Source organism: Burkholderia sp. Ax-1724, assembly GCF_011752995.1.
GTDB lineage: Bacteria > Pseudomonadota > Gammaproteobacteria > Burkholderiales > Burkholderiaceae > Paraburkholderia.
In genome coordinates, this window is record NZ_VWWL01000006.1 from 314,897 (window position 1) to 328,794 (window position 13,898).

The 13,898-nt window shown below is 62.8% G+C and carries 11 protein-coding genes, 1 tRNA gene and 1 pseudogene; 9 read left to right on the forward strand and 4 right to left on the reverse strand.

The window, feature by feature from the left end:
- Nucleotides 1–15: 15 nt before the first annotated feature.
- The gene (locus F3J19_RS10415) at nucleotides 16–273 is read left to right on the forward strand and encodes a hypothetical protein (RefSeq protein ID WP_167040415.1); all 258 of its coding nucleotides are present in this window, start codon (nucleotides 16–18) and stop codon (nucleotides 271–273) included.
- 758 nt (nucleotides 274–1,031) lie between these two features.
- Entirely contained in the window at nucleotides 1,032–1,964 is a 933-nt protein-coding gene (locus tag F3J19_RS10420; RefSeq protein WP_167040417.1) for a hypothetical protein, read from the forward strand.
- Between the two features lie 156 nt (nucleotides 1,965–2,120).
- Here F3J19_RS10420 and F3J19_RS10425 read toward each other — a convergent pair.
- The 4 genes from F3J19_RS10425 to acs all read right to left on the reverse strand — a co-directional run bounded on the left by F3J19_RS10425 (nucleotide 2,121) and on the right by acs (nucleotide 6,926).
- Nucleotides 2,121–2,211: transfer RNA gene (locus F3J19_RS10425), tRNA-Ser, on the reverse strand.
- A 70-nt stretch (nucleotides 2,212–2,281) separates the two neighbouring features.
- On the reverse strand, nucleotides 2,282–4,300 hold the full coding sequence (locus tag F3J19_RS10430) for a sodium:solute symporter family protein (RefSeq protein ID WP_167040419.1): 2,019 nt from the start codon (nucleotides 4,298–4,300) through the stop codon (nucleotides 2,282–2,284).
- A gap of 4 nt (nucleotides 4,301–4,304) precedes the next feature.
- Nucleotides 4,305–4,709: a DUF4212 domain-containing protein gene (locus tag F3J19_RS10435; protein WP_205192726.1), complete on the reverse strand. Its 405-nt coding sequence runs from the start codon at nucleotides 4,707–4,709 to the stop codon at nucleotides 4,305–4,307.
- A gap of 234 nt (nucleotides 4,710–4,943) precedes the next feature.
- The gene (acs, locus tag F3J19_RS10440; protein WP_167040421.1) at nucleotides 4,944–6,926 is read right to left on the reverse strand and encodes an acetate--CoA ligase; all 1,983 of its coding nucleotides are present in this window, start codon (nucleotides 6,924–6,926) and stop codon (nucleotides 4,944–4,946) included.
- 498 nt (nucleotides 6,927–7,424) lie between these two features.
- On the opposite strand from acs, the gene F3J19_RS10445 reads away from it, so the two are divergent.
- The 7 genes and pseudogenes from F3J19_RS10445 to F3J19_RS10475 form a co-directional block, all read left to right on the forward strand.
- Entirely contained in the window at nucleotides 7,425–8,318 is an 894-nt protein-coding gene (locus F3J19_RS10445) for a DMT family transporter (RefSeq protein ID WP_167040423.1), read from the forward strand.
- 314 nt (nucleotides 8,319–8,632) lie between these two features.
- The gene (locus F3J19_RS10450; RefSeq protein ID WP_240158885.1) at nucleotides 8,633–9,202 is read left to right on the forward strand and encodes a TIGR00645 family protein; all 570 of its coding nucleotides are present in this window, start codon (nucleotides 8,633–8,635) and stop codon (nucleotides 9,200–9,202) included.
- A gap of 51 nt (nucleotides 9,203–9,253) precedes the next feature.
- Nucleotides 9,254–10,777 (forward strand): fumarate hydratase, encoded by a 1,524-nt coding sequence (locus F3J19_RS10455; RefSeq protein ID WP_167040427.1) that lies wholly within the window; start codon nucleotides 9,254–9,256, stop codon nucleotides 10,775–10,777.
- A 197-nt stretch (nucleotides 10,778–10,974) separates the two neighbouring features.
- Complete coding sequence (bfr, locus tag F3J19_RS10460) at nucleotides 10,975–11,454, forward strand: bacterioferritin (RefSeq protein ID WP_167040429.1); 480 nt, start codon at nucleotides 10,975–10,977, stop codon at nucleotides 11,452–11,454.
- Nucleotides 11,455–11,701: 247 nt separating this feature from the next.
- Complete coding sequence (gene murI / locus F3J19_RS10465; protein WP_167040431.1) at nucleotides 11,702–12,589, forward strand: glutamate racemase; 888 nt, start codon at nucleotides 11,702–11,704, stop codon at nucleotides 12,587–12,589.
- A 365-nt stretch (nucleotides 12,590–12,954) separates the two neighbouring features.
- Nucleotides 12,955–13,206, forward strand: coding sequence for a (2Fe-2S)-binding protein (locus F3J19_RS10470; protein WP_167040433.1), 252 nt, complete (start codon nucleotides 12,955–12,957; stop codon nucleotides 13,204–13,206).
- Between the two features lie 310 nt (nucleotides 13,207–13,516).
- Nucleotides 13,517–13,898: pseudogene (locus F3J19_RS10475) on the forward strand (energy transducer TonB); the annotation flags it as partial.

A 13,898-nucleotide genomic window follows, 5' to 3' on the forward strand; every position in this document is an offset into this window, starting at 1 on the left:
TTCGGTTTATATCCCGTGTTGCGTTTCGCGCTGGCCTGGATGCCGGAAGTATCAGGGTACTATGAACAGAAGCGAGATATTATCAATGCTCGCGTAAACCCAACGCATTCAATGGACGAACTGGACCAATTGTGGGGGCGAATCGAGCGCGGCGAGGCACCGGCCACGCTGATAACGCCTATCACTAAAGTCATCCGTAGTCGATTGAACGAACATCAAGACGCACTTGGCATTGGGGAAAAATTTACCTCGGCGAAGCAATCGCAAATCTAGCGCAAAGTCGGCTCTCTGACCGCACCGACTATTGGCTGCGATTCTCATTACGAAATATCTGAAAAGCAGACGTTCCGGCAGCTGAACGTGATGAAAGCTGTACGGCCCACAACGAAGCGATCGATGGCTTTACTTACGAAATCCTCGTTGCGAAATTGGATCGCGTCGCCTAACAAAAGGGGAGAGGCGCGAAGTGGATCGCGTGACGCGAGGCGGGTTAGCCCGCTATCGCGAGATAGGTGTAGAGCGCGACGTCCTCAGACGCCGCGCACTGCTTGGGCCACTTGTTAGCGGATAGGCGAGGAACGCCAGTGCTGGCAAACAAACTCGACCCGGCCGAACCGGATACGAGTATATGCCGTCACGAAGACGTCCTTCAGGATGTTGGACGGAATCATTCCGATCCTCCCTAAAAGGAAGTCAGGACAATTGTCGTCACAGCACGCCATCTATTGATACAATAGCGTCTCGCATAGCCGTGCGGCATCCGGTGTGTCCTTATCACCCTTGCCGAAAACCTGTGCGCCAACACAGGTGCTGCTTTCAGAAAGCCCAAGTTCGCCTCGCCAAAGGTGAACTTGGGCTTTTTGTTTTGTGCTTTCGCACACCCAATTCCTAACAGTTCACGTACTGTACCCGACCCCACTGCCACCCGTCAATCAGTCGGTCATAGAATTAGTCATGAACAAGTGACTGAATTTGTGATTTCGATTCATGACATGCTCATGTATAATTCAGTGAACCCTATGGAGGAGCCTGTGAACGAGCCTATTGAACTCAAGAAAAACAAAGAGCGAAGCCCTAACTTCCCGTTCATCCCCGTGGAGGTTGCCCTCCAGAGAGCGCAAATGTTCTATTCGCATGAGCGACGTGGTGCTGCCCCCCCGGTGTCAGCGGCGCGGCACTGGGGATACTCGGAGACTAGTAGTGCGTTCAAGCAAACTCTCGGGGCACTCAAAAGCTATGGATTACTTGTAGACGACGGGGGGCGAATGCGCCTGACAGAGTCAGCCTTGAGAATTTTGCTCGATTCAAGGCCCGACTCAATCGAGCGAGATAGCCTTATCCGACAAGCGGCGCTGAACCCGCCGATAGCAAGCGAAATTTTTCAGCGGTGGCCAACTGGGCTCCCGTCGGAACATACACTCGCTCACTTCTTGATGTTTGACCGCGGATTTCAAGAAGACGCTGCGACGCGCGTCGTAAAAATTTTGCGGTTGAATGATCATTTTGCGAAAATTTCGCGGAATGAATTCGACGATGATATGCCAGCAGCAACCGCGGCTGTTGGTACGGTTGTCCCAAGCATGTCAGAGCAAGCCAGTGCAATGATGGAGCGAATGGAGGCTTACCAGGCACTCACGAATCCAAACCAGTCACTCGTGAACCCACACCAGCATCACCACGTATTGGTTGACCCCCATCGCGGTGTAAACACTACGCTAGCGTTGACGACGCACGATTTCCCTGCGCAACCGGCCGTCTCTGCTTCGCAACAAACGTCCTCGACGCGAAGCGAAAAGATCATTGATCCTGACGGCATGGACGTGACCTTATCCTTCGGCGGAGAGCCTACTCAAGAGACGTATGAGTTTCTAGCAGACTACGTCCAACTCCGGATAAAGCAGTTCCAGCGCAAGACCTTGCGAACTAATTCATCGACGTCCCCGGCTACCGAGAGCGATACGTAGTAGAGAGGCCGACTGCTTGATCGATTTCTTGCCAATGCGGCCACAGACTCCATCAGAAAGACTGGTGGAGTTTTTTTGATTCAAAGTGGGGGAAATGTGGGTAAAGCAGAGGTGGTAATGAAAAAGCCCCTGAAATCAGGGGCTTAAATTCATTCCTGGCGGAGAGAGGGGGATTCGAACCCCCGATAGGCTATTAACCTATACACGCTTTCCAGGCGTGCGACTTAAACCACTCATCCATCTCTCCGGCGGGGAGCCGAATTATAGCAAACTTCGCGCCTTCCGCTACACCCCCGCCCCACGTCCTCGCAAACCGCCTAAGGATGGCGAATATAGTCCACTAGCGCGATCGTATAAGCATCCGCTTTGCGATCGATCAGACTCACCCCGATCGCCACCAGAAACCCCGCCGGCACGCCGAACACACCCGAGCTGATCGGCTCGATGCCGAACCAGCGCGCACCCGTGAAGCCCGTCATCTGCGTGAAGAACGGGTAGGTCGAGACGATGTAGTAGATGCACACGACGAGCCCCGCCACCATGCCCGCCACCGCGCCGAGCCGCGTCGTGCGTTTCCAGAACACGCCGAGCACGAGCACCGGGAACAGGCTCGACGCCGCCAGCGAAAACGCCGCGCCGACGAGGAACAGGATGTTCCCCGTATTCAACGACGCCACGTACGACGCAAACAGCGCCACCCCGAGCAGCAGAATCTTCGAGATCGTCACGCGCCGCTGGCTCGACGCATTCGGATCGACCATGTGGTAGTACACGTCGTGCGACAGCGCGTTCGCGATCGTCAGCAGCAAACCGTCGGCGGTCGACAGCGCCGCCGCCAGCGCCCCCGCCGCGATCAAGCCCGACATCACATACGGCAACCCCGCGATCTCGGGCGCCGCCAGCACGACCATGTCCGGCTGCATCTGGATCTCGCTCCAGCGCACGATGCCGTCGCCGTTCGTATCGGCGAGGCTGATCAGGCTCGGCTCGACCTTGCGCCATTGCGTAAGCCATTGCGGCAGATCGGCGAAGTGATGGCCGATGAGACTGGTCAGAATCTCGTACTTGATCAGCACGGCCAGCACCGGCACGGTCAGATAGAACAGCGCCACAAAAAAGAGCGTCCAGCCGACCGAGCGGCGCGCCGACGCAACCGATGTCGTCGTGTTGTAGCGCGTGAGAATATGCGGCAGACTCGCCGTGCCGAGCGACAGACACAGCAGCAGCGACAGAAAATTACGCACATGCGTGCCGCGGTCTTCGTCGCCGACAGCGGGAAACGGTTCGTGCATCGGCACCGGCGCGGCCGCGCGCATCAGCATGTCGTCGCGTTGCTGGGTCCAGACGATCTGCGCGGCCGCGGCATCGCGCGGAAACTGTTCGAGCGCACGCTCGCGCTCCTTGATCTCGCGCAGCGGACCATTGTGGCGGCGGAGATCCGCGACTTCCTGCGTGAGCCGCTGCTTCCCGTCGACGAACGATTGCGGCAGCATATCGAGCCGCAGTTGCATCAACGCGGCGCGGCGTCGATAGTCGTCGCGCACGCGCTGTTCGAGCGGCGCGTCGCGCACCTGTTTCTCGAGCCCTTCCATGCGCTCCATCAAGCGTCCGTAGCTGACTTGCGGCACCCAGCCGAGGCCGTCCTTGTGCGCGATCATCGATACCGGGATCAGGATCGCCGCGATCAGGATGATGTACTGCGCGACCTGGGTCCACGTGACCGCGCGCATGCCGCCGAGAAACGAGCACACGAGAATGCCCGCGAGTCCGCAGAAAATGCCGACCGCGAAATCGACGCCGATAAAGCGCGTCGCGATCAAACCCACGCCCTGAATCTGCGCGACCAGATAAACGAACGAGCACAGGATCGCGGCGAGCGCCGCGAGGCCGCGCACCGCGTTGCTCGAAAAGCGCGTGCCGAGAAAATCGGGAATCGTGTAGCGCGCGAGCTTGCGCACATACGGCGCGAGCAGGAACGCGACGAGGCAGTAGCCGCCGGTCCAGCCCATCAGATACGCGAGGCCGTCGTAGCCGGTCGCGTAGATCGAGCCGGCGAGGCCGATGAACGACGCGGCCGAGAGCCAGTCGGCCGCGGTCGCCATGCCGTTGAACGCCGACGGCACGCGCCGCCCCGCCACGTAGTATTCGACCAGATCGGACGTGCGCGACAGCACGCCGATCACCGCATACACCGCGATCGGCACGAACAGGAACACATAGCCGATCCACACGCCGGGCCCCGTGCGGCGCTCGATGCGCCACATCACGTAGACGAACAGCAGGAAGCCGAGCGTATAGAACGCGTACGAGCGGATCAGTCGATGCGTGAGATTCATTGGCTCAGCGTCCGCGCGCGGCCGGCGCGCTCGCGCCCGCCGTGGTGTTTGCGGCGGAATCTGCGGCGGCCCGCTGCGTCGCGTCCGCTTCGAACGCGCGCTGCAACTGGCGATCGGCGCGCTGCATCAGCACGATATACACGACGATCAGCGCAAGGTAGATCAGGATCGCGCCCTGCGCGCCGAAATAGAACGGCAGCCTGAAGCCCTCGACGCGCACCTGTTCGAGCGCGGGCGCGAGCAGCGGCACGACGAACGACACGATGAAGCCGAGCGTCATCAGCGCGGCGATCAGCGCGAGATTGAAACGCCAGTACTTGCGATGCGCGAGCGCCATCGCCGCCGAGACCGGTGGCGGTTCGGGCGCGGGGTTCAGCGTGGCGTGAGAGGGACGGTGCGGCGCGGCCATGCGCCTATGTATCAAAAAGGTATCGGCGAGGCAATCGGGATTGTCCGCGCGAGGATGCCGGTCAAGCGGGTTGGTTCGATCCGGGTTGGTTCGATCCCGCTCGCTTGACCCCGGTTATCCGAATCAGCAGCGAACGGGGCCGCGCATCGCATGCGCAAGCGGATCGACCGGCAAACCGACAATCCGCCCGCCGCTCGCTTGCGCGGCCCCGCTCATGACATCCTCATCGCCGTTTCAAAGCGACTCGCCGAGCTGATCGAGAATCGCCGGATTCTCGAGCGTCGACACGTCCTGCGTGATCGCCTCACCCTTCGCGAGCGAGCGCAGCAGACGGCGCATGATCTTGCCCGAGCGCGTCTTCGGCAGGTTCTCGCCGAAGCGGATGTCCTTCGGTTTCGCGATCGGACCGATCTCCTTGCCGACCCAGTTGCGCAGTTCGTTGGCGAGCTTCGTGGCCTCTTCGCCTTGCGGACGCGCGCCCTTCAGCACGACGAACGCGCACACCGCCTCGCCGGTCGTCGCATCGGGCCGGCCTACCACGGCGGCCTCGGCGACGAGCGGGTTCGACACGAGCGCCGACTCGATCTCCATCGTTCCGAGCCGGTGGCCCGACACGTTCAGCACGTCGTCGATGCGGCCCATGATCGTGAAGTAGCCGGTTTCCTTGTCGCGCACCGCGCCGTCGCCGGCGAGGTAGAGCTTGCCGCCGAGTTCCTCGGGGAAATAGCTCTTCTTGTAGCGGTCCGGGTCGCCCCACACGTTGCGCAGCATCGAGGGCCACGGACGCTTCACGACCAGAATGCCGCCCTGCCCGTTCGGCACGTCCTGGCCGGTTTCGTCGACGACCGCCGCCATGATGCCCGGCAGCGGCAGCGTGCACGAACCCGGCACCAGCGGCGTCGCGCCCGGCAGCGGCGTAATCATGTGGCCGCCGGTCTCGGTCTGCCACCACGTATCGACGATCGGGCAGCGGCCACCGCCGACGTTCTCGTAGTACCACACCCACGCTTCCGGGTTGATCGGCTCGCCGACCGTGCCGATGATGCGCAAGGTCGACAGGTCGTGGCTCTTCGGATGCACTTTCGCATCGGCCTCGGAGAACTTGATGAGCGAACGGATCGCGGTCGGCGCCGTATAGAACAGCGTGACCTTGTGCTTCGCGATCATCTGCCAGAAACGACCGGCGTCCGGATACGTCGGCACGCCTTCGAACACGACCTGGGTGCCGCCGAGCGTGAGCGGTCCGTACGTGATGTAGCTATGGCCCGTGATCCAGCCGATGTCGGCGGTACACCAGAACACGTCGGACGGCTTCCAGTCGAAGGTCCACTTCAGCGTTTGCGCGGCCCACAGCAAATAGCCGCCGGTGCTGTGCTGCACGCCCTTCGGCTTGCCGGTCGAGCCCGACGTATAGAGGATGAAAAGCGGATGCTCGGCGTCGACCCACTCGGGCGCGCACTGATCCGACTCGGCCTGCGCAAGTTCGTGCATCCACAGGTCGCGCCCTTCGTTCCATGCGACCTTGCCGCCGGTGCGCCTGTACACGATCACGCTCGTGACCTTCTCGCAGCCGCCGAGCGCGAGCGCTTCGTCGGCGATGTTCTTGAGCGGCAAGGCCTTGCCGCCGCGCATCTGTTCGTCGGACGTGATGAGCGCGACGGCGCCGACATCGACGAGCCGTTCGTTGAGCGACTTCGACGAGAAGCCGCCGAACACCACCGAGTGCGTCGCGCCAATGCGCGCGCAGGCCTGCATCGCGACGATGCCCTCGATCGACATCGGCATATAGATGACGACCGGATCGCCTTTCTTCACGCCGCGTTTTTTCAGCGCATTCGCAAAGCGCGATACGCGTTGCAGCAGGTCCCGATAGGTGACGTTGGTGACGGTGCCGTCGTCGGCCTCGAACACGATCGCGACGCGCTCGCCATGGCCGGCCTCGACGTGACGGTCGAGGCTGTTGTACGACGCGTTCAGCTGGCCGTCTTCGAACCACGCGTAGAACGGTGCCTTCGATTCGTCGAGCACCTTCGTGAACGGCTTGTGCCAGCTCAGCGTCTCCTTCGCGAGACGCCCCCAGAAGCCTTCGTAATCGCGCTCCGCTTCGGCGGCGAGCGCCCGGTACGCATCCATGCCGGAGATCGTGGCGCCCTTCGCCGTTTCGGCTGAGGGCGGAAAAACGCGGCTTTCCTGAAGAACCGATTCAATCGCAGACATCGACAGCCCCTTGGTGAAAATAAACGTAAAACCCTGACCGGCGCGCGGATGCGCCCTATCCTGTTGAAGCCGCAACGAACGACCGTGTGCCGCATTGCCATGCCGCATTGCCATGCTGCGATGCCATGCCGCGATGCCGTCACGCGTACCCGTGCGGCAACGCAGCATTCATGCGCGCCATGCAGGCCGGCCGTTGCGCCTGAACGCTGATGTTCAAACATAAGCGCTGCAACTTACCGGCCACTTACGCGCGCGGCTTCGGCACACAGGCGAAAACCCTTAGACGCCGGACGCGGCATGCTGCGTTAGCGCATCGAGTGCGGTATGCGACGAGCACGCCGCATACCGCGGCCCCGCAGGCATGCAACGCTTTGGCCGGGCACCCGCCACGCCGCCGCAGCGCCCCGCCGCAGTTGCTCGTGGTTGCCCGTCCTTCCCTTTACGCTCGCTCGCACGGTCTCTTACAATGCTAACTGAACTAGCCGCCCGGATTCCAGCTTGAATCGCTACGCCCTGCTTCTCATTACCTCGATGCTGCTCGTCGGCAGCAATGTCGGTATCGGCAAATCGATCGTCGCCTTCGTCCCTGTTCCCCTGTTCGCGCTGCTGCGTTTCGTCATCGCAATGGCCGTGCTGGGGCCGCTGCTGCGCGTCGCCAAACTGCGCCGCGTCAAGCGCGATGAATGGATCAACCTGTTTTTGCAGGCACTGTTCGGCACCTTCGGGTTTACGCTGTTGATGCTCAACGGCGTCGCGCGCACGAGCGCGGTCGCGGCCGGGGTCATCACGAGCACGATTCCGGCGGTCGTCGCGCTGCTGTCGTGGCTGATTCTCAAGGAGCGGCCCAATGGCCGCGCGCTCGCGTCGATCGCGCTGGCGATCGCCGGCGTCGTCGTGATCAATCTCGCGCACGCCGACAAGGGCGCGGGCAGCCCGGGTTCGTTCGCGGGCAACCTGATGGTGCTCGGCGCGGTGTGCTGCGAATCGGTCTATATCATCCTGTCGCGCCGTCTCACGCAAACGCTCGCGCCGCTCGACATCTGCGCCTACACCCACCTGTTCGGCCTGCTGCTGATGCTGCCGCTCGGCATCGGCACGTTCGCGCATTTCGACTATCGCGCGGTGCCGGCGAGCATCTGGATGCTGGTGCTGTGGTACGGGCTGTCGGCCAGCATCTTCTCGTTCTGGCTCTGGATGAAAGGCATCCGCCACGTGCCCGGCAGTCTCGCGGGCGTCTTCAGCGCGGTGCTGCCGGTGGCGGCGGCGCTCTACGGCATCGTGTTTCTCGGCGAGCGGCCCACGCTCGCGCACGGCATCGCGCTCGCCTGCGTGATCACCGGCATCGGGCTCGCGAGCCTCAAGGCGAAGCGCGTGCCGCCGGTCGCCTCGTAGCGCCGCCCGCCCGGCGGCCCCGGCGCCGCTCATCTGCCCGCCATGCGGCGGCCGATCCGACCGACGCTGTACAATAGCGCGCCCGATGCGAGTTTGCGGCCCTTCATGGCCGCGCACCGCGTCGTCGGCGCCTGGCCTGCGTGCCGGGTAGGCGCTCGGGCCCGCTGCCCGAGACGCTGCCCGCCGCGCGCGCCGGGCTCACGTGCGCCGGCCGGCATGCCGCCGGCGCATTGGCCCGTGTTCCGTCAAAGCGCTTCGTCCGACTCCTGCCTATGTCCGCTTCGCGACCCGACTCCGCCCGTCAGCGCCGCCCGATGCGTCCGCTGCCCGTCCTCATTTTCATGAGCCGCTGGCTGCAGGTGCCGCTCTATCTCGGCCTGATCGTCGCGCAAGCGGTCTACGTCGTGCTGTTCCTCAAGGAAGTCTGGCATCTGGTCACGGATTCGATGAAGCTCGACGAGACCAGCATCATGCTCGTCGTGCTGGGCCTGATCGACGTGGTGATGATCTCGAACCTGCTGATCATGGTCATCATCGGCGGGTATGAAACGTTCGTCTCGCGCCTCGGTCTCGATGGCCATCCGGATGAACCGGAGTGGCTCGATCACGTCAACGCCGGCGTGCTGAAAGTGAAGCTCTCGATGGCGCTCATCAGCATCTCGTCGATCCATCTGCTGAAGACCTTCATCAGCCCCGACCAGAACACGACGCACACGATCATGTGGCAGGTCATCATCCATGTCGCGTTCCTCGTGTCGGCGCTCGTGATGGCGCTCGTCGACCGCCTCACCACGCACACGCACCCCAAGCATTTCGAAGAGCCCGCGGCCTTGCACGCCGTGGGCGGCATCAAGGTTTCCACTCCCCTGAAGGCGCAAGACTGACCGCACCGCGCTGCGATCCGATAACAAGCGCCCCTCCCCACTGAGCTAGCCATGACCGTCATCAAACAGGAAGACCTGATCCAGAGCATCGCTGATTCGCTGCAGTACATCAGCTATTACCATCCGCTCGACTACATCGAAGCGCTCGGCCGCGCCTACGAGCTCGAACAGAGCCCGGCGGCGAAGGACGCGATCGCGCAGATCCTGACCAACAGCCGCATGTGCGCCGAAGGCAAGCGCCCGATCTGCCAGGACACCGGCATCGTCACGGTGTTCGTGAAGGTCGGCATGGACGTGCGTTGGGACGGCGCGACGATGAGCGTCACCGACATGATCAACGAAGGCGTGCGCCGCGGCTACATGAACCCCGACAACGTGCTGCGCGCCTCGATCGTGAGCCCGCCCGAAGGCGCGCGCAAGAACACGAAGGACAACACGCCGGCCGTGATCCACTATGAGATCGTGCCGGGCGACAAGATCGACGTGCAGGTCGCGGCCAAGGGCGGCGGCTCGGAAAACAAGTCGAAGTTCGCGATGCTGAACCCGTCCGATTCGATCGTCGACTGGGTGCTCAAGACCGTGCCGACGATGGGTGCCGGCTGGTGCCCGCCGGGCATGCTCGGCATCGGCATCGGCGGCACCGCCGAGAAAGCGATGCTGATGGCGAAGGAATCGCTGATGGACCCGATCGACATTCAGGACGTGATCGCGCGCGGCCCGCAGGACTGGATCGAAGAACTGCGCGTCGAACTGCACGAGAAGGTCAACGCACTCGGCATCGGCGCGCAGGGTCTCGGCGGTCTCGCCACCGTGCTCGACGTGAAGATCATGGCCGCGCCGACGCACGCCGCGTCCAAGCCGATCGCGATCATCCCGAACTGCGCTGCCACGCGTCACGCGCACTTCACGCTCGACGGCTCGGGCGTGGCGAAGCTCGAAGCGCCGTCGCTCGACGCATGGCCGAAGGTGCACTGGGAGCCGAACACGGAAACCAGCCAGCGCGTCGACCTCGACACGCTGACGCCGGCCGAAGTCGCAAGCTGGAAGCCGGGCCAGACGCTGCTGCTGTCGGGCAAGATGCTGACGGGCCGCGACGCCGCGCACAAGCGCATCGCCGACATGCTCGCGAAGGGCGAGAAGCTGCCGGTCGACTTCACGAACCGCGTGATCTACTACGTCGGCCCGGTCGATCCGGTGCGCGACGAAGCGGTCGGCCCGGCGGGCCCGACCACGTCCACGCGCATGGACAAGTTCACAGAAACGATGCTCGGACAAACGGGCCTCATTTCGATGATCGGCAAGGCCGAGCGCGGCCCGGTCGCGATCGAGTCGATCAAGAAGCATAAGGCGGCCTATCTGATGGCCGTCGGCGGCGCCGCGTATCTGGTCTCGAAGGCGATCCGCAGCGCGAAGGTGCTCGCGTTCGAAGACCTCGGCATGGAAGCGATCTACGAGTTCGACGTGCAGGACATGCCGGTCACGGTCGCCGTCGATTCGAACGGCACCTCGGTGCACCAGACCGGCCCGAAGGAATGGCAGGCGAAGATCGGCAAGATTCCGGTTGCCACGGCTTAATGATTCGCAATGAGTGCCCGTCGCGCGGGTCGGATGCCGGGGCTTCGGCCCCGGCTTTTTTTTGCTGTGCGCAAGACGTGCGCAAAGCGGCGCGCAATACCTGAAACAATGCCAAAAGTTGTGTCCGTAAGCTTGGCTTTTTCAGGTATGGCGTTTATTGTTGTTGGAAATTCAAGGTCCCCACATAAGGAATTAACATGCAAGGCGACAAGAAGGTCATCGAATACCTGAACGCGCAGCTCAAGAACGAACTGACTGCCATCAACCAGTACTTCCTGCATGCGCGGATGTACAAGCACTGGGGTCTCGACAAGCTCGGCAAGCATGAATACGACGAGTCGATCGGCGAAATGAAACATGCCGACTGGCTCATCGAACGTATTTTCATGCTCGACGGCCTGCCGAATCTGCAGGACCTGCACAAGCTGCTGATCGGTGAGGAAACCAAAGAAATCCTCGAATGCGATCTGAAGCTCGAACAGATTTCGCAGAGCACCTGCAAGGAAGCCATCGTCTACTGTGAATCGGTTCGCGACTTCATCTCGCGCGAAATCTTCACGAAGATTCTCGACGACACCGAAGAACATATCGACTGGCTCGAAACGCAGCTCGATCTGATCGACAAGGTCGGCATCCAGAATTACCAGCAAAGCGCGATGGGTTCGGTCGAGTCCTGAGCGAAGCCGGCTGCAATATCCCGCGCGGTGGCGCAAGGGTTCGTTTATCCGCGAGCGAACCTGCGTGCGAGACGGACCGCGCCGCGCGGACGATATACTTCAGCACTTTGCGCGCCGCGCCGTTTCCTGTTTTCGCTGTTTGCCGTTTCCTGTTTGCCGTTTGCGCCGTTCGTCGTTTCCGTCTGTGCCGGCTTCGGCCGTTTCCGCCTTTTCGCCAAGCGTAGCGTCACGCACGTTTTCCTCGCCTATGTCTGCTCAATCGCCGTCCCCGACCGTCCGGACTTTCACCGCTGGCGCCGCGTTGCAGGCACCGGTCGGCATTTTCGATTCGGGCCTGGGCGGTCTGTCGGTGCTGCGGGCGGTGCGGGCGCAACTACCTGACGAGACGCTGCTCTATGTCGCCGATTCGCTGTACGCGCCGTATGGCGAGCGCGACGACGACTTCATCGCCGACCGTACGCTCGCGATCGGCGAATGGCTGATGGGGCAAGGCGCGAAGGCACTCGTGGTCGCCTGCAACACGGCGACCGCGCAATCGATCGCGCTAGTGCGCGAAAAGTTGCCGATTCCGCTGATCGGCGTCGAACCCGGCATCAAGCCCGCCGCGTTGCAGTCGAAAAGCCGCGTCGCGGGCGTGCTCGCGACACAGGCGACCCTGCGCAGCGCCCGCTTCCAGGGGCTGCTCGAACGCTACGCCGCCGACTGCCGCTTTCTGTGCCAGCCGGGACATGGGCTCGTGCAGGCGGTCGAGCGCTGCGACGTGAGCTCGGCCGAATTGCGCGCGCTGCTGCGCAGCTATCTCGAACCGATGCTCGACGCGGGCGCCGACACGCTCGTGCTCGGCTGCACCCACTACCCGTTTCTCGATGCGGCGATCCGCGACATCGTCGGCGACCGGCTCGCGCTGATCGACACGAGCGTGGCGATCGCGCGTCAACTGGAACGCGTACTGGACCAGTACGGCCTGCGCGCCACCGCGCCCGCCGCCGGCACGCCGCTGCCGCGCTTCTATTCCACCGACGACGGTCTCCACCAGCAACAGCTCACCGCGACGCTGCTGGGAATCGAAGCGAGCGTCGAGCGAGTATTGATTGCCTCGCGGCGGACGGCCGGACCGGATTCGCGAGCGGCATAAAGCGCGACGCGCCCAGGCGCTGCCGCCTAAGCGGTTTCCGGCAGAGTTTCCGGCAAGATTACGCAGCCTGCATATTTCCGTACCCCGCCAGCCAGGCGTCGCCCGGACGCCGCCTGCGCCATTGCAGCGCACTTTCGTCCCGCCCCCGATTGGGTCGCACCCAACCACCGAGCCACACGACGCCCCACCACATCCGCGCCTTCCCGCCATTTTTCCCCTCTAGCGTCCTCGTTCCGGCCCCCCCTTCCCGCCCCAAAATCCCTCCTATGAGTCTGGTTTTGTTACAAAAAATCATTCAGGGCGCTTGCCAAACGGCCCAAACAAAATGATAATAATTCGCATTAACGTTAGCTATGACGCCTGCCATGATTGTGTGTGTCTGCAAATCCGTTTCCGACCGAACCATCCGCTCCTCGATCGCGGACGGCATCGACTCGTTCGACGAACTCCAGTTCGAGCTCGGCGTCGCCTCCTGCTGCGGCAAGTGCGAGGAGTCGGTGCGCGACGTCATGCTGCAAAGCGGCGTCTGCGCGAGCCGGTGCGGCGTGGTCGTCGAACATCGTGCGCAGGTGGTCGAAATGGCTACGGTCTCGTTCTACGAACGCAAGGCAGCCTGAGTCCAGCTTTCGGGGTGCGGCGCGAGCCGTACCCATCCGGTTCAATGCCCCGGCGCTTTGCGCACATTTAATGTAGCGCTTAATGCGACATCAGGATGTCGCATGATTTGCGGTACAGTCGCTGTTATCCCACTGCCGTCAGCAAGCCAGTATTCATGCCAGCCAGCTAAACCCACTCAACTTGAGCAAGGAGTTCGAGATGGAATTGCTGATTGGTTTCGTGACCACCCTGTTCATTTCGCTGCTGATTTTCCGAACATGACGATGTCCTGTCCGACACGCCGCCCAGGCGGCGTGCTGCCGCACTAACATGCAGGCCCCGTACCCCGTTCCCGCCGGCGCTTCGCTGGCGTCGCCTCCCCGTAGGAATTCCCGCGCGCTGACCGCCACCGTCGTGGTCGCGGCGATTCACGTCGCGCTGCTCGCCGTCATCATGACGCTGCGCCACGAGCCGGCGCAGGTCGCGATCGAAGCGCACGTGATGACCGCCGAGCTGCTGCCGCCCACGCCGACCGCCGCGCCCGTCGCGCTGCAATCGATCGCGCCGCCGCCCACGCCGACCCCGCCGGTGCATACGAAGCCGAAGGTGCAGCCGAAGCCCGCGCCGGCGCCCAAACCGGCGCCGACGCCGTTGCCGCAAGCGGACGCGCCTTCGCCGACCGCCATCGCGACGCCCGAGCCGGCGCCGCCCG